Here is a 16164-nt window from a genome sequence, read left to right as displayed (position 1 = left end):
CGGTTTGACCGGCCCGCGGAAGTGGTGAGAGGGGCGCGAAACATCACTAGCTGGAACGTGGTTGTGAGTGACAAGGAGAGCCGCACGGAAGGGGTGGCGACGGTGCCGTAGCCGAGGGGGGCAGTGCGGGAGACTTGGTGGGTGACAATCGAGAACGCCCGTCCAGGTCCGCCGGAGACCAGCCCCTCCATCGTGCTGCTCACGCTGGCGCACCGGATCGAGTCCGAGCTCGGCGCCGCCCTCGCGCCGCTCGGGCTGACGGTGAGCAGGTTCGGCCTGCTTGGACACATCACCGGCGTGCCCGGCGCATCGTTCAGCGACTTGGCGCGAATGTCCGGAATCACGGTACAGAGCGTTCATACGGCGGTGAAGACGCTGTCCGGGGCCGGGCTCGTTCGTGACAACACCGCTCGCGCCGGGTCCGCTTCGGCCATCGAGATCACGCCCGAGGGTGCGCGTCTCATGCGGGAGGCGATGAAGGCCGTGGCCGGGGTGGACGAGCGGCTGTTCGGCCCGGACGCCGACCCGATTCAGCGTCAGATCGCCGACGCCGCACGCGCCGCGTTCGAAGGGCGCTCCCGGCTCTGATCTGACGTGTGAGACGTCCCGGACAGCAGGGGTGCCATTCCTGGGCCGCCACCTTCAGAGAGCCTGAAGCATCTGCTAAGCTTCAGGCTCTCTGAAGGCTGTGGAGAGGAGAACTCGTGGAAGATGTGCTGCTGTCGGTCCATGTACTCGCCAGCATTGTGTTCGTCGGAGGCTCGGCCGTCGCGACAAGCCTGTTCTCCCGCTATGCCCCGGTCGCCGCGAGTGTCGCGGTGAGCCCGGCCGTCGCGGGCGCGTCTGTCAACCCGCGGCCGGAAACCTCGGGAGACCGCAACCGGGCCGTGGCTGTCGCGCTGCACCGCATCACCCGCGGCTACGGCGTCTTCGGCATCGTCGTGCCCGTCGTGGGAATCGCCTTGGCCGTCACCCAGGGCCGGATGGGCGAGATTTGGATAAATATCTCCATGGTCCTCACCGCCGCCGCCGGTGGTCTGCTCGCCCTGCGAATCTGTCCGGAGCAACGCGAGGCCCTCGCCAACCCCGACGACGGCAAGCGGTTGCGCACCCTGAGCATGCTCGCCGGAATCTACAACCTGCTGTGGGCGATCGTCGTGGTCCTCATGATCGTCCGCCCGGGAGCCCAGGCGTGACCACTGTAAGCGGCTCAGCGGGAAGCCGCTCTCTTCAGGCAGCGGAGGAGTCGCTTTCCCGGGACGCGTGACGGCTCGTCTGCGGGTGACATCACCGATCAGGAAGTGCGGGCGTGGTGGTGCCTTCCGGGTGACTTTTGCCCTGGGGAGAGAATCTCCGCTGGAAGCGGGATCGGCGGCAGACGGACATGGTCGCCGGGAATCACGCCGCCTCGGGGCGCGTACCCGCGGGGCGGCCTGAACTCCGCCGCCGGGGGCGATCATTCCGCGATACGGGGGATGATCTCCGCGGCTATCCTCTTCGCTCCTTCGAGGGTGCCACCGAGCAGGGCCGTGCCGCCACTGTTGTTCAGGTTGGTGCTGATCAGCATCACCACGCCGTGGGCGTACACACAGAGGTCTCCCTTGCCGGGAACCCAGACCGCCTGGTCGGCGACACCCTCCAGGTCCTGGGAGTCGGCTGTTCTGATGTTGTCGCAGAATTCCTCGTTCCTCTCCACCCCGACGCTTGTCAGCGGAGTGCGCATGAGAACAAGGGCATACAGCGTGCTTTTACTGTTCTTGTAGTTGCACTGTGTGGTGACGTATGAGATTCCCTGCAGGGGATCGGCGGTCGGCGCGGCCGAGGGCTCGTCCTCTATGGTGGTGCCCTCGCCGAAGACCTTCTGAGCGGCGTCCCAATCGAGCACCTGGCACGCTCTCAGCGCCTGTTCACGTGGGCCCGGACCACATCCCGCGACGAGAGCGGCGACCACCGCCAGCGCCGGTAAGAGGACCTGATGTCTCCGCCGGCTCATATTGATCACGACTAAGAACGTAGGCGCGGCCGGTGAGCCGTGCAAGGGCTCATCGGCCAGGGGTCGCGCGGGAACTCCCGGCCCAGCGTGGTGGTCTATTCGGTCCTAGCGGAAGGTGGCGCCATTCTCCGAAGCCCACTGCTGGAACGATCTGGCCGGGGAGCCGGTGATCCTCGGTACCGTGTCGCGCACCTTCAGCAGTTCATCATTGATGTCTCCGCCCATCAGATCGAGCACCGCGTCGGCGGTCTGGTCTCCCATGAAGGCGGCCATCTGCAGATGTGCCTCCTGCCGGCTGATCTCGACGAAGGCCACCTCCCGCCCCACCGCCGCGGCGATGGCCTCGATCTGTCGCCGGGGGGTGATCCGTTCCGGACCGGTCAGTGCATACGTCCTTCCCTGGTGGCCGGGCTCGGTCAGCGCCACCCGGGCCACCGCGGCGATGTCCGCGGGATGGATGGTGGGCAGGCCGATGTCCGCGTAGGGCACTCGAACCGTCCCATGCTCGCGGATCGACTGCGCCCACCACAGGGTGTTCGAGGCGAACTGTGTCGGCCGTAGGATCGTCCAGGCCATGCCGCTGTCCCTGAGCAACTGCTCGACGGCCAGATTCTCGGCGGTGGCGGGCAGGTGCGGATGGGTCTGGACCGTGATGGACGACACGAGCACCACGTGTTCCACGCCTGCTTGCCGGGCGGCCGTGAGGACGTCGGCCTCCGCGCCCAGGCCCCGCAGCAGGAACAACGAACGCACCCCGTCCAGCGCGGGCTTCAGTGAGTCCGGCTGAGCGAGATCACCCTCAACGGCTTCGACCCCCGAAGGGAATGAGACTCGTGTCGCGTCACGGGTCAGACCTCGCAAGCGTGTGAAACCGGACGTGTGTAGTTGCCTCAACAGAGCGCTTCCGATGTTTCCGGTTGCGCCGGTTACGAGGATCATCATCGTTTCCCTGTCGTCGGTCGGTGGTCATGACTACGGCACGTTAGAACCTCAACTGAACTTCAGGTCAAGGACGTGCGTGGTGAGCCGGGGCTTTCGTCAGCTCGGTGACCCCTCATGCCTCCGGTGTACCCCGGGAAATCCCGGTCGGCGATCGGCCCGTCCCTAACCTGGCCACAGCCTTTCGAGATCATTAGCAGGGCTGGACATGCTCACCGTGTGATTCCCCCAGGCGGCGCAGGATCAACATCGCGGCTCCCGCGACGACGATCTCGGCCACCGGGAAGCTGATCCACAACCACAGGGTTCCGAAGAGGCTGAAGGCGAGCAGCAACGGCACCCGGACCGCCACGATCGACCCGATCGAGATCACGTAGGACGGTCGTGCCCGCCCCAACGCCTGGAAGTACGCCGACACGAGCGTCGCCACCCCTGCGAGGGGATAGCTGAGCGCGATGATTCGCAGGGCATGGGTCGCCGCTTCCCGGACCGCTGGATCGTCGGTGAACGCCGCCGTCAACGGCGCGGCGGCCACCAGGAGGACGAGACAGGCCACCGTTCCGTAGACCGCTGTCGCGCGAAGGGCGAGTGTTCTCGTGCGGCCGACGCGAGCGGCCAGGGCGCGGCCCGCGTTGTATCCGATCAGCGGCTGCATCCCCTGTGAGATGCCGAGCTGGGGCATCAGGACGAACGTGCCGATCCGGCTGCAGATGGCGTAGGCGCTCATCAGTACCGGGCCGCCGAGCGTCACCAGCAGGTTGTTGACGAGCGCCACGACCAGGGTGTTGCCGAAGCCTCCGAGAAAGGACGGTGCTCCCACGGCTACCAGCAGGCGCAACGTGGGGCCGTGCGGGCGCAGATCGGCGCGGGTGACGCGGTAGGGGCGGTCGCGCTGGACGAAGAAGAACCACAGGCTCATACCCATGGAAACCGCCTGGCCGCCCACCGTTCCCAGCGCGGCGCCGCGAACCCCCAGGTCGAAGCCGAAGATCAGCAGCGGATCGAGCACGATCTGACAGACCACCGGAGCCACCCAGAGCATGGTCGAGAAGCGCATTCGTCCCTCGGCCCGCACCAGGCTGGAGAAACCGGTCGCCGTGATCGCACCCGCCAGAATGATCAGGGCGTAGTCGCGCGCGTAGCCGTGAGTCTCGTCCGTGGCGCCCAGCAGGGTGAGGAGCGGGTCGACCAGCAGCACTCCCAGCACACCGATGATCACGGCCGTCGTCCAGTAGACGAGGAACGCGTTGCCGGTCGCCCGAGCGGCTTGCCGGAGGTCGCCGGCGCCGAGGCTGCGGGAGACCAGCGACGCGCCGCCGATCCCGACCGTGGTCGCCACCGCCCCGAGGATCAACAGGATGGGCGTCACGATGTTCACGGCCGCGAACGCGATCGCCCCCACGCCGCGGGAGACGAACCAGGCGTTCGTCAGCGCGTAGATGCCGTAGGTCGCGACCGACACGGTCGCCTGGGAAGCGGAGTTCCAGAGCAGCGGCCCGACCGGTCGCGTACCGAGGGCCGCGGTCCGGTCCTCGCGGCCATCGGGTGGACTCAACCGGAGATTGTCCGCAGGCGTCACCGCCGGTGGCCGAAGGTTTCCATGATCTGCGCCAGTCGCGGCCGCGCGAAGTCGTACTGCGAGGAATCCGTGTGCCCACGGTAGACGGTCTCGATGACCATGATCAACAGAAGGTGAAGGTTGTACAGGCGGCGCCGCGTTCTTTCCACCGGAGTGAACGGCTCGCTGCCGTAGCCCCGGATGAAGCTCTCCACGTCACTCGACATACCGTCCGTCTCGGTGGCGACGAATCCGGCCTCCATGATCGGATCGCCGTACAGCGCACGCTCATGGTCGATGATGCTCACCAGGGCGCCGTCGCGCACCATGACGTTGGAATCCCAGAGGTCCCACTCGACGAACGCCGGCTCGGTCACCTCGTCGAGGCAGTCCGCGTGCTCGGCCACGAGCCGGCGGATGACGTCGTAGTCCCAGCCGATGTCGACATTGCGCCGCTCTCCGTCGCGCAGGACGTCCTCGACGATGCCGGTGAAGACCTGCCGCCAGGTGGCCCCGCTCGCCGTGTCGTCCAGCAACGGCCCGAAATGATCGCCCTTGATCTGGTTGAGGGCATGGTTCGCCGCGCCGAGTGCCTCTTGGTAGGTGCCGTATACCTCGGGGGACAACCGGTCCTTGATGATGCCGAGATTGTCGGCGTCGACGAACTCCATGAAGAAGTAGTCGGCGTCGCACAGCTCGTGGCTCTCGTCGTAGAAGAGAACGGCGGGCACCGGTACGGAGGTGCGCTCACGGACCATCGTCAGCGCGTGCACCTCGGTGCGCATCATGTTCCGCTCGTACGTCATCACCTCGACGTCGGCAGGTGGCGCGATCTTGAGCACCACTGACCGGCCGTCTCGCAGGCGGATCCGGTAGGCCACGTTGAACCAGCCGTGACCCAACTCCTCGACCCAGTCCTCACCCTCGGGCACCTGGGCATCTCCGAAGGCGCGCGCGACCATGGCACGCAAGCCGTCGATCGACTGCCGGTTCTTGGTGACGCTGTCGGTCACGGCTTTCATGAAGATTCTCCGAGGTCGCGTTGGGGGGTGATCCGCTCGTCCATTCTCCAGCCTCCGCACGGTGTTCCACGGGCCGACCGAGTGGATCTTCGCGGCGTGCGGCGCCGTGGCCCGGCCGAGTCGATGAACGGACTCTCGTAAGGCGCCGGGACGGCAGTGATCTGGGCCGGCCGGTTGAACGACGACCGGACGCCGCGTTGAAGGAGAGGACGGTGACCTTCGGTTCATTCGGCACCTGCGGGCAGCCTGCATGTCATGTGACGGAGTGTCCGCTTCTAAGCTTCAAGGTGTGACGAAATACCTTGATGTGCATCCGGACGATCCGCAGCCTCGGCTGATCGGCCAGGTGGTCGAGCTTCTGCGCGCGGACGGGCTGATCGCGTACCCGACGGACTCGTGCTACGCGCTGGGGTGCCGCCTTGGCAACAAGGAGGGTGTCGACCGGATCAGAGAGATCCGCCACCTGGGCAGTGACCACCATTTCACCCTGGTCTGCAGAGACTTCGCCCAGTTCGGCCAGTTCGTACATGTGAGCAATGCGCTGTTCCGCTCGGTCAAGGCGGCGACCCCCGGCGGATACACGTTCATCCTGCCCGCGACCAAGGAGGTGCCGCGGCGGTTGCTGCACCCCCGGAAGAAGACGGTCGGCGTCCGGATCCCCGACCACGTCGTCACGCAGGCGCTGCTGGCCGAACTCGGCGAACCGCTGCTGTCGAGCACCCTGTTGCTGCCCGATGAGACCGAGCCCCTGACGCAGGGCTGGGAGATCAAGGAGAGGCTCGATCATGTGGTGGACGCCGTTATCGACTCCGGCGAGTGCGGCGCCACCCCGACGACGGTCGTCGACCTCTCGCAGGGCGAGCCGGAGATCCTCCGCCGGGGCACCGGAGACCCATCCCTCTTCGAGTAAGGCTTCACTACAGGTCTGGTACGTCTTCCCGATCACGCCGGATCTTCCGCATGCCGGCACGGCCGACCTGGACCTCGACCGTCTTGGCGCCAGAGGCGATCAGGTCGAAGTACGGCTTGCGAATGTTCAGCTTGTAAAGTCCCGGGCGTCGCGTCGTCCACACTGACCCCGGGCAGGCTACGCGCTGCACGTCCCTAGCCACTCGTCGCCGTACTGGGGGCACCAGTGGTAGTAGCTCCTTACCCGATCCGCTGCAGGGCCTTCTCGCGGTGCTCGGCCACGCTGGAGCCCGACTCCCGGCGGGCCATCCGGCGCAGCACGATCGGCGCCGCGATCAGGCCGAGCACGGCCCAGGCCCCCAGCATCCCGACGGTTTCCAGATGCCGCCAGGATTCGCCGATCTCGACGGCGACCGCGCCATCGGGCAGCAGGGCCGAACGCATGCCGAGACCGAGCCAGTAGATCGGGAACGTCTGGGCGATCCATTGCACCCACTCCGGCAGCACCGTGATCGGGTAGAAGATTCCGGAAATCGCGATCATGCCGAGGATCGGCAGCGTGAGCAGTCCCTGGCTGCGTACGCTGACGAACACCGATCCCAGGACCGCGCCGATCGGCAGGGTTGCCACCAGCCCCAGCGCCAGCACCCAGCTCAGGGTCAGCCAGGAGCCCAGGTCGCTGATCGCAAGGCCGGAAATGATGAACATGCCGGGAATCAGAAAGATCGCAAGGTCGACGACCAGGCCGCCGGACACCGAGATGATCTTGCCGAGCAGGTAGCCCACCATTCCGTTCGGTGTCGCCTTGGCACGCAGCAGGGTCCCGTCCTCCCGGTCGGCAGTGAGTTGCTGGCTCATGCTGACCATGGACATCGCGGCGTTCATGCCGAGGATGCTCGGCAAGGCCAGGATGCCGAGGGAGAATCCGCTCTGCCCGAAGGACACGTCTCGCAGGAAGAACACGGCGATCAACATCAACACGGGCCAGAAGAAGTGGTTGAACAGATCCCCGCCGTTGGTGAGCGACTGCCGCAGCTCGATCAGACCGCGGGACCAGCCTGCACGCCACGCCATCGCGGTCGGATTCATCGGGCCACCTCTTCCGCCTTGCTCGTTTCCGCTGCTTCGTTCGTGCCGGATTCGGCCTGGTGCACCAGGGAGAGATAGGTGTCCTCCAGCGAGGCCCGGCGGACCTCGAGGTTCTCGATCGTCTCGCCGTGCTGCTTGAACAAGTCGAAAACCAGCCGGGTCGACTCGGTGGTCGACTGCCGGAAGCTCTGCCCGTCACGAGTCCAGCGCACCTCGTCCTCGCCGGCGATCTGCCGTGCGAGTTCCGCCGCTGTACCGTCCGCGATGATCCGCCCCCCGACGAGGACCAGGATGCGGTCGGCGAGTTTCTCGGCTTCGCTCAGATCGTGGGTGGTGAGCAGGATCGTGGTCTCGCCCTCGTCGGCCAGGCCTTCGATGAGTTCGTGGAAACCACGCCGGGCCACCGGGTCGAGCCCAGCGGTGGGCTCGTCGAGGAACACCAATTCGGGACGGCCCACGAGGCCGATCGCCACATCCAGCCGGCGCCGCTGCCCGCCGGAGAGCATCCTGGCCTTCTTGTCCGCCTGCTCGGTCAGGCCGACCGCCGCGACGAGTCGATCCACCTCCCACGGCCGTTTGACCAACTCGGTGGAGTAGGCGGCGTAATACGAACCGAGATGCTCCAGCAGTTCACGGACCCGCCATTTGCCATGGTCACGCCAGGACTGCAGGACGATCCCGACCTTCGCTCGCCATCGCTCGTCGCCGTGTGCCGGATCGGTGCCGAGCACCTCGACCCGGCCTGCCGAGCGCATCCGGAAACCCTCCATGATCTCGATCGTGGTGGTTTTTCCCGCGCCGTTCGGCCCGAGCAGGCACAGCACTTCTCCTTGCTGCGCCTGGAAGTTCACGTCATGCAGGACGTCGGTCGTGCCGTAGCGCATGCGCAGGCCGTCGACATCGAGCACGACTTCGCTCGTCGTCATCGTCTCGCCTTTCCTGTGGTTCACGCCTCGCGTTGCGGGCGCCTGAGAGGTGGTGGAGGGCCCGGGAGGGTTCTCACGAAACCTTGCCGGGGCGGGTTCCCGCTGTCAGGCTCGGCGCGGCTGGACCCGGCCGAGCGCGCGACGCATCGCGGCCCGCGTTCGAGGGACTCGCCGCGTATCGCTGTGCGGGCGGCCATTACGGGCCTGCTCTCGGGGAATGGAACGACCTCAGCCGCGTCTGTTGGTCATTTGCCCGCGTCGGTGAGCGTCCGCAGGACGCGCGCCTTCAGATCGGCTTGGTCGATACCCGCCAGGGCGAGCGCGCGCGGCACGGTGCCGACCTCGGCTTGCAGGATCCCAAGCAGCAGATGCGCCGGCTGTAGATCTTTTTTGCGGGCAACGGATGCGAAGCCTCGTTCGAGCGCGAGTTTGACCGACGCCCCCAGTTGCGACGGACGTTGGGGGGCGCTGCTCGGCTGCGGGAGGTCGAAGGCGGCACGAGAGACTCCGGCCGCGCTCAGGCTGTGCTCGAACTCCCGGTTCAGCGCGTCGCGGATCGCTCGATGATGGAGCCCGACCGAACTCAGGACCTGATGTGTGGTGGTTTCCCGCTCGGCGGCGATCGCCAGCAGGAGATGGTGTGCCTCGATCGTCGCCGATCCGTCGGTGTGGGCTTCGTGTGCCCCCTGGTCGATGATCGTGTTGATGTAGTGGTCGATTGCGGCCATCGTCAGCGCCTCCTCAGCGTGACGCCGGCGGCGATGAGCCGCTTGGCGTGTTTCTTGTGGACCGCTTGGCGCGTCACGCCGAGCGCCTCGGCGACCTGCGGCCAGCTCCAGCCCGCTCGCATGGCCTGCTCGACGGCGGCGTCCTCTATCTGGTCAGCCAGGCGTCTCAACGCCGCCACGGCCGCCAGCGCGTCAGCGGGCTCCTCGGAAGGGGGAATCTCATCACCGGGCATGCAAGCAACTCTAGTTGACTAATCTCGGGTTAGTCAACACAAGTTGCTTAACGTGGGTGATCGCAAGCATCCAGAGGTCCCGACGGTTTCGGGGAAGTCTTGGTCGGATATCGCTAACGGGGGTGAATCGAGAGGCGAGACTGTGGATGCGTCAGGCGCGGGGAGGGGGAAGTTGCCCCGGTTGTGTGGACAGTTCGGGGCTTGGGGGTGAAAGTCCGCCCGCTTCACCGACTCACACGACCGAAACCCGTTGCGGGCCGCGAGTGGTGTCCAGAACGTCGCCGACGGACGGGCTGCTGATAGGGCTTGCCCGCCAAGGCGGAACAAGCTCACTCTCAGCTGGATGCCAGAACACGATCAAGCGCCGTCCGGCCTGCGAGTCCCCATGTTGGTCGGCCGCCGGGGAGGCCCCGTTCCTAGGCCCGGCCGATGCCGATTATGCGGCCATGGGGCGTGGCCGCTTCAACAGCTCGCGGGCGAGGGTGGCGCCGCGTTTCACGTCCGCGGTCGGGGCGGGTTTTCTGGTCCGGGTGTCGGCGCACTGAGGGCATCTGCCGGGGTTCGGTACGGGGCGTGCGCAGTCGTCGCACTCGGTGCGAACCACGAGCCTGGCCGGTGCGGTCATCGGCGCGGGGGCGGGCAGTTTGGTCCGCAGCCGGTGCATGATCAGTTTGGCGGGTGAGCGGATCTCGTCGGGCAGTCCGACGGTCAGGACCGTTCGGATCTGCGTCTCGGTGCTGCCTCGGGCGAGCCACTCGGCGAGGAGGGGCAGGACAGGGGCCATCTCGGTCTCGCCGACGGTCAGCCGGGGCTCGGCCCGGCCCAGGCGGGTCAGGAGGGCGATGCCGGGGGCCGCGGATCCACCCCCGCCGCCGTTTCCACCACCACCCCCGCCGTCTCCATCGTCCCCGCCATCCTCGCCATCCCCATCGCTCTCGTTGTCCCCGCCGTCCGGGGGTGGCTTTGCGGGCCAGACGGGCTCGCCCGAGCCGCGCCGTCGCGCGGCCGGGCCGGGGGAGGGGGTGGTTTCTTGGAGTTCTTTCTTTACTCCCGTAGGGAGCGCGCTCGTCTCGCCAAGGCTCGGCTTCCCGAGAGCCGAGGTGACCTGGAGGTCGGTGTCGGGGCGGTCGTGCTGGGGGGTGTCGTAGACGTCCACCACGGTGCGCATCTTCCCGGCCTCGTCGCGGAAGCGCCTGCGGATCAGGTAGCCGTGGGCGGTCAGCTCGCGCATGGCCCTGGCGATGGCCTGCTGGCCCTCGGGGTTCTCGGCGGCGAGGGTCTTGATGTCCTGGTGGGTGCTGTCGGAGAAGGACATCAGGTAGGCGAGCAGGCCGCGCGCGAGGAGGGAAAGCCGCCGGTTTTTGAGAAAACCGTTGGGCAGGATGGTGAAACCGGCCTTGGGGTTGCTACGGTGTATACGCATTCGGAAGTCGCTCCGGGTGCCGTGTCCCGGGGGTGTTGGAGCACCCGCCGGGGCTTTTAATGTTTCGAGGGGAACCATAGCCCGGCCGATGACCTTGCGGGCCGTAATTTTCAATTACGTTGCGCGACAAACCCCAGCTAGTAGGCGCCTTCGTTCCTGATGCTGGCCGATATCCGGAAAAGCTTTCGGCATACCATTCGTGAATTATGTTGCGGGACGAGAAGCGAATGACGAATGGTCGAACAGTCCGTGTATGGAATATTTCGCCCCATTTGTTGGAAGGTTTGTCTGAATTGCTCCCTTTTGTTGGGGATTTTCAGGTGAACATATGAGTCCGCGTGCGCCGGCCCGTACGGCGGGTGGCAGGCACCTCAAGGCGGCCGTCGCTTGATCCTTGACCGGCAGCCATCCGGGTCGGCACCGCGGCGGCGTCTGAGCCCCAATTGCCGGACCGGCGGTGCCCTGGCCGTGGCTGTCTTCGCCGCCCTGCCTGCCCCGTCGCGGTCATCACCGGGGCGGGGCGCCGAACAGGACCTGCGGCTCCAGACCCAGGCGGAGCGGTCACACCACTTCGAAGTCGGCCATCATCGCCATATCCTCGTGTTCCAGGTTGTGGCAGTGCGTCATGTAGCGGCCTCGGTAACCTTCGAAGCGGACGAGCACCTCCACGACCTCGTACGGCCGCACGTCCACGGTGTCCTTCCAGCCCGCGTCGGTGGCGGCGGGCGGCCTGCCGTTGCGGGAGAGCACCTGGAAGTGGGCCAGGTGCACGTGCACCGGGTGGTGGAAGTCGCTGGTGAAGCGCCAGATCTCGGCCGTGCCGAGACGAGGGCGGGCCAGCGGGCTGCCCGGCCGGAAGGGCTGCCCGTTGATCGTCCAGAGGGCACCCGGCCCCCGCCTGGTGGCCCGGAAGTCGAACGTCCTGGTGGTCACCGCCGAGGACCGGTCGGCGGGCTCCGGCCGCGACAGCCGTTTCGGGATCGCGCTGTCGTCGACGGCCCGGTGAGTGACCAGGAAGCGCAGCACGTTCCTGGTGGGACCGCTCCCCAGGGTGTTGACCAGGGTCACCTCGCTGCCCACCGGGTAGTCGGAGAAGTCCACGACCAGGTCGAACCGTTCGGCGGGGGCGATGGTGACCGCGGTGTGCGTCACCGGCGCGGCCAGCAGCCCGGCGTCGCTGCCGACCTGTGTGAAGCGGCCGCCGGGAGACAGCTCCAACCGGTAGCGGCGGGCGTTGGAGGCATTGAGCAGGCGCAGCCGGTGGCGGGTGGCCGACACCTCCAGGATCGGCCACGGGGCGCCGTTGACCAGGATCACATCGCCTTCGACCCCCTCCATGTAGGCGTCCTCGACCCCCGCCGTGACCCGCAGGCTCGGGTCGAGCGACGGGTAGCGGAATGAGCCGTCCTCCTCGAAGGACCGGTCGCAGATCATCAACGGGATGTCGCGCTCGCCCTTCGGCAGCGGCAGCGCGTCGTCCTCGTCGTCGCGGACGATCAGGAATCCGGCCAGCCCTCGCCACACCTGCGGACCGGTGAAGTCCATCCGGTGGTCGTGGTACCAGAGCGTGGCGGCCCGCTGGTCCAGCGGGTAGACGTAGTCCCTGGCCCCGGAGTGGAACGTCCACGACGACAGGTCGTGCTGGGAGTGGCCTCCCGGCGGTGGCCCGAACCCCTGGCCCGCGGGCACCACGAGATCGGTCGGGTAACCGTCGGAGTCGGGTGGGGTGACGCCGCCGTGCAGGTGGGTGGAGGTGGGCACCGGCAACTCGTTGCGCACCCTGACGGTGGTACGGCCGCCGCGGCGCAGGTCGAAGGTCGGCCCGGGGAAGGTTCCGCCGAATCCCCACACCTCGGTCGTGGTGCCGGGGATGATCTCCACCCTGGCCGCGCGCTGGACCACCTCGTAGTGGCCCGGCCGTACCGGCAGGGCGAGTGCGGGGACGGGCAGCGGTACGGTGAACGGCCTGGGCAGCGGCAGCGCGCTGGCTAGGGCCTCGCCGGTGGTCTCGCCGGTCAGGCTCCCGCATCCGGCGACGGCGAGGCCCGCGCCGCCCAGCAGCCCGAGGAAGGCTCTGCGCGAGGTCATGCCGCGGCCCTCCGCAGGCCCCGCCAGGTCCAGACGCACAGCACCGCGGAGAGGCCGAAGATCGTCATGCCGAGCGGGAAGTGCAGGGCGATGACCCGGTCCTGGCCCAGGGCGACCTGCGCCGTCTCCAGGGCCACGAGCCCGGCGCTCGCCCAGGCGGGCCAGAGTGGCCCCCGGCCGGGCCGCCACAGTCCGATCGCGGCACCGAGCTGGAGGTAGAGCAGGACGTGCGTGACGCCGGCGTTGTTCCGGTGCCAGGTGAGCATGTCCACGTCACCGGTGACGAACAGCCCGGCCAGCACGGCCTGCCCGAGCACCCCGGCCAGGTGCGCGGTGGCGAACAGACGCAACGACCGGATGATCCAGCCGGGGGAGGGTGGGGAGTCCATGCGGGTCATGCTGTCGATCCGGGGTCTGACGGTCGTCGCCTCCAAGATGGCTTTTCCTCGTACGACCCGGGATGTATTCGGGGCCGGAATACGGCGGGGGAGGTATGCCGGGCCTCCACCGCGGGCGGGAGGATCCGCCTCCTTTGGTGACCTACCGTTGCGGGGGTGAGGAACCAGAGGACGGACGTGCTGATCGCGCTGGCCGCGCTGAGCGGGATCGTCGGGGGTACCTATGGCGGACTGTCCTGGTCAGGACCGTTCGAGCGGCCGCTGGACACCACGGGTCTGGCGCTGATCACGGTGTCGTCGCTGGCGCTGGCCTTCCGCCGGAGGACGCCGATGATCGTCGGGGTGGTCACCGTCGCGTGCGGCATCGCCTACTACGCGGGGCGGTATCCGGGTGTCTTCGCCGCCGCGCCCGCGTTGACGGCGATCTACACGGCGTCGACCCTCGGCCGCCGCAGGCTGGCCGTCTCACTCGCCGTGGTGCTGGCCGTGGGCGTCTACGGCCTCATCGCGCTGTCCGACTCCGACCCCGAGCCCGGCGACGGGTTCAACCTGCTCAGCGGGTGGCTGGTGGCGATGGTGGTCATCGGCGAGGTCGTCAGGAATCGCCGCGCCTCCGTGCGGGAGGTCGAGCGGCGTGCGGCCGAGGCCGAGCGCACCCGTGAGGAGGCCGCGCTGCGCCGGGCGGGAGAGGAACGGCTGTGGATCGCCCAGGAACTGCACGACACGCTCACCCACAGCATCTCGGTGATCAACGTCCAGGTGGCGGTCGCCCTGGAGCTGCTGGATCGAAAGCCCGAACGGGCCCGCGAGGCGCTGGTCGCGATCAAGGACTCGGGACACGAGGCGATGCGGGAACTGCGCGCCACACTGGGCGTGCTGCGGCAGGTGGAGCCGGACGGCCCCGAGACGGGGCTGGCCCGCCTGCCGACGCTGGTGGCCAGGGCCGAGGCGGCGGGGCTGCCGGTGAGGTCCGCCGTGGTGGGAGTGCCGCGCGAGCTTCCCCCCGACGTCGACCGGGCGGCCTACCGCATCGTGCAGGAGGCGTTCACCAACGTGCTGCGCCATGCCGGGCGCGCGTCGATCACGCTGACGCTCGAATACCATCCCGTCATGATCGTGGTACGCGTCGAGGACGACGGTGAGTCCGGCACGGGCACCGTGGAGCACGGGATGGGCCTGATCGGGATGCGCGAGCGCGCGGTGGCCGTCGGCGGCTCGCTCACCGCCGGGCCGCGTGACCGGCACGGGTTCGCGGTCCGTGCCGAGCTGCCGCTGGCCGGACAGCTGTGATCCGGGTGCTGCTGGCCGACGACCAGGCGCTGATGCGCGCCGGCTTCCGGGCCCTGCTCGAACTCGCCGACGACATTGTGGTGGTCGGCGAGGCGGCCAACGGGGTGGAGGCCGTCGAACTGACCCGGCGGCTGCTGCCGGACGTCACGCTGCTGGACGTGCGGATGCCGCTGCTCGACGGGATACAGGCCACCCGCAGGATCGGCGAGGATCCCGAGCTCGACGGAGTCCGGGTGGTGATCCTCACCAACTACGCCCTCGACGAGTACGTCTTCGCCGCCCTGCGCGCGGGAGCCAGTGGATTCCTGCTCAAGGACATCGAGCCCGCCGAACTGCTGCAGTCGGTACGGGTGGCCGCCCGCGGCGACGCGCTGCTTTCGCCGTCCGTCACCCGGCGGCTGATCGAGGAGTACGTCTCCACGCCGCCGCGCCCGGTGGCCGGTCCGGGGCTGGAGCGTCTGACCGAGCGGGAGCGCGAGGTCCTGTCGCTGGTGGCGGCCGGCATGTCCAACGAGGAGATCGCCACCCATCTGGTCATCAGCCACGCCACGGTCAAGACGCACGTCAGCAGGACGATGACCAAGCTCGGCGCCCGCGACCGCGCGCAACTCGTCGTCTTCGCCTACGAGTCGGGGCACGTCGTCCCGGGAGCCGGTCGCTGAACCGCGCGCCCGCCGGGATACCGGGTGTCACATGTCCCTGATCGGCTGGGAAATCGGCTCCCGGGTCGATGAGGCCGCGACGTGTGATGTCGTGAATCGCCGCAGTGCCGCGACGGCGCGGGAGACCCTCATGAAGGCGGTTGTCCAGGACGCGTTGGGTGTTCCTCAACAGTGGCGGCGAGGTCTACGTCGACGACCTTCGCGCCGAGTGGCCGGCTATGCCAGCGGCCGAAGTTCTCCGCCGGTGTCCTCGATCGATCGGACACGTGTCGCGGCCGGCGGGCGGAGCAGTGTGATCCCGAGCGCGAAGGTCCAGAGGGTGAACGGCTCGAGGGCGAGCCGTTCGAGAATGCCGAACCAGAGGGCGGGCAGCCGGAGGACGAAGAGCACTGTGCCGACGGCGCCCACCGCTCCGACGACGAGGGAGAAGGCGGCGAGCCGGCGTCTCTCGTGGCGCAGGGCGAGGCCGAGAAATATCGGCGCCATCACGGCGGGTAGCTGAAGCAGCGCCCCGAGGCTGTGCAGGTGCAGGGCGGTGTCGGAGGGGGCGAGACCGACCAGGACTCCGCCGGCACCGGCGAGGTTCACGCCGATCAGGGCCGCAGTCGTCAGCCGGGAGCGTGGCCAGGCCCGCCGGGTCAGGATCGCGCCGACGGCGGTCGTCACGCCGACGAACACGAATCCGATGTTCATCAGCGGGTGCAGCGGCGAGCAGACGAAGATCTCGCGGCCGGGGAAGGGATTCGACTGTCCGCAGCTCGTGACGCCGAGATCGCTGATGGTGTTGGCCGTCAGGGAGTAGGGCTCGGGCCAGGCCAGCGCCACCACGAGCTGGATCGGGAAGTAGAGGATGGTCAGCGTCCAGGCTACGGCGCCGAGCCGGGTGTGGTTCGTCAGGGCCGGCAT

The 16164-nt window shown here is 68.0% G+C and carries 17 protein-coding genes; 5 read left to right on the top strand and 12 right to left on the bottom strand.

Translation table 11 applies throughout. The annotated features are described in order from the left end of the window. The first annotated feature begins 141 nt into the window (after positions 1–141). Both ABT061_RS21075 and ABT061_RS21070 read left to right on the top strand, forming a co-directional pair. Complete coding sequence (locus ABT061_RS21075; RefSeq protein ID WP_350920220.1) at positions 142–588, top strand: MarR family winged helix-turn-helix transcriptional regulator; 447 nt, start codon at positions 142–144, stop codon at positions 586–588. Between the two features lie 116 nt (positions 589–704). Continuing rightward, positions 705–1196: a hypothetical protein gene (locus ABT061_RS21070; RefSeq protein ID WP_350920217.1), complete on the top strand. Its 492-nt coding sequence runs from the start codon at positions 705–707 to the stop codon at positions 1194–1196. 260 nt (positions 1197–1456) lie between these two features. Here ABT061_RS21070 and ABT061_RS21065 read toward each other — a convergent pair whose 3' ends face one another. The 4 genes from ABT061_RS21065 to ABT061_RS21050 form a co-directional block, all read right to left on the bottom strand. Beyond that, positions 1457–1885 (bottom strand): hypothetical protein, encoded by a 429-nt coding sequence (locus tag ABT061_RS21065; protein WP_350920214.1) that lies wholly within the window; start codon positions 1883–1885, stop codon positions 1457–1459. Between the two features lie 213 nt (positions 1886–2098). Then, a complete protein-coding gene (locus ABT061_RS21060) occupies positions 2099–2932 on the bottom strand; it encodes an SDR family oxidoreductase (RefSeq protein ID WP_350920626.1) in 834 nt (277 codons plus the stop codon). 193 nt (positions 2933–3125) lie between these two features. Next, on the bottom strand, positions 3126–4487 hold the full coding sequence (locus tag ABT061_RS21055) for an MATE family efflux transporter (RefSeq protein WP_350920211.1): 1362 nt from the start codon (positions 4485–4487) through the stop codon (positions 3126–3128). Positions 4488–4507: 20 nt separating this feature from the next. Then, complete coding sequence (locus tag ABT061_RS21050) at positions 4508–5512, bottom strand: phosphotransferase family protein (protein ID WP_350920208.1); 1005 nt, start codon at positions 5510–5512, stop codon at positions 4508–4510. Between the two features lie 289 nt (positions 5513–5801). On the opposite strand from ABT061_RS21050, the gene ABT061_RS21045 reads away from it, so the two are divergent. Next, the gene (locus ABT061_RS21045) at positions 5802–6422 is read left to right on the top strand and encodes an L-threonylcarbamoyladenylate synthase (RefSeq protein ID WP_350920205.1); all 621 of its coding nucleotides are present in this window, start codon (positions 5802–5804) and stop codon (positions 6420–6422) included. Between the two features lie 239 nt (positions 6423–6661). On the opposite strand, the gene ABT061_RS21040 is transcribed toward ABT061_RS21045, so the two are convergent. The 7 genes from ABT061_RS21040 to ABT061_RS21010 all read right to left on the bottom strand — a co-directional run bounded on the left by ABT061_RS21040 (position 6662) and on the right by ABT061_RS21010 (position 13297). Then, a complete protein-coding gene (locus ABT061_RS21040) occupies positions 6662–7510 on the bottom strand; it encodes an ABC transporter permease (RefSeq protein ID WP_350920203.1) in 849 nt (282 codons plus the stop codon). Then, positions 7507–8436 carry an ABC transporter ATP-binding protein gene (locus tag ABT061_RS21035; protein WP_350920201.1) on the bottom strand — a complete coding sequence of 310 codons (930 nt, stop codon included), beginning with the start codon at positions 8434–8436 and terminating at the stop codon, positions 7507–7509. Before ABT061_RS21035 ends, ABT061_RS21040 begins: the two co-directional genes overlap by 4 nt. A gap of 245 nt (positions 8437–8681) precedes the next feature. Next, positions 8682–9164 carry a Clp protease N-terminal domain-containing protein gene (locus ABT061_RS21030; RefSeq protein ID WP_350920198.1) on the bottom strand — a complete coding sequence of 161 codons (483 nt, stop codon included), beginning with the start codon at positions 9162–9164 and terminating at the stop codon, positions 8682–8684. 2 nt (positions 9165–9166) lie between these two features. Beyond that, a complete protein-coding gene (locus ABT061_RS21025) occupies positions 9167–9397 on the bottom strand; it encodes a hypothetical protein (protein ID WP_350920195.1) in 231 nt (76 codons plus the stop codon). A gap of 436 nt (positions 9398–9833) precedes the next feature. Then, positions 9834–10820, bottom strand: a complete 987-nt coding sequence (locus ABT061_RS21020; protein ID WP_350920192.1) for a helix-turn-helix domain-containing protein — start codon at positions 10818–10820, stop codon at positions 9834–9836. Positions 10821–11381: 561 nt separating this feature from the next. After that, a complete protein-coding gene (locus ABT061_RS21015; protein WP_350920189.1) occupies positions 11382–12908 on the bottom strand; it encodes a multicopper oxidase family protein in 1527 nt (508 codons plus the stop codon). Beyond that, positions 12905–13297: a hypothetical protein gene (locus tag ABT061_RS21010; RefSeq protein WP_350920186.1), complete on the bottom strand. Its 393-nt coding sequence runs from the start codon at positions 13295–13297 to the stop codon at positions 12905–12907. Before ABT061_RS21010 ends, ABT061_RS21015 begins: the two co-directional genes overlap by 4 nt. A 165-nt stretch (positions 13298–13462) precedes the next feature. Here ABT061_RS21010 and ABT061_RS21005 point away from each other — a divergent pair, with 165 nt between their 5' ends. Then, complete coding sequence (locus tag ABT061_RS21005; protein WP_350920183.1) at positions 13463–14596, top strand: sensor histidine kinase; 1134 nt, start codon at positions 13463–13465, stop codon at positions 14594–14596. Next, a complete protein-coding gene (locus tag ABT061_RS21000; RefSeq protein WP_350920180.1) occupies positions 14593–15258 on the top strand; it encodes a response regulator in 666 nt (221 codons plus the stop codon). The genes ABT061_RS21005 and ABT061_RS21000 overlap by 4 nt, the downstream gene beginning before the upstream one ends. A 216-nt stretch (positions 15259–15474) precedes the next feature. Here the strand turns inward: ABT061_RS21000 and ABT061_RS20995 are convergent, their stop codons facing one another. Beyond that, positions 15475–16164 carry a DUF998 domain-containing protein gene (locus ABT061_RS20995; RefSeq protein ID WP_350920177.1) on the bottom strand — a complete coding sequence of 230 codons (690 nt, stop codon included), beginning with the start codon at positions 16162–16164 and terminating at the stop codon, positions 15475–15477.

Origin of the sequence: Streptosporangium sp. NPDC002544 (genome assembly GCF_040295965.1) — a bacterium.
Classification (GTDB): domain Bacteria; phylum Actinomycetota; class Actinomycetes; order Streptosporangiales; family Streptosporangiaceae; genus Streptosporangium.
The sequence above is the reverse complement of the archived record's forward strand: the minus strand, read 5'-3'. Positions and strand labels throughout refer to the sequence as shown.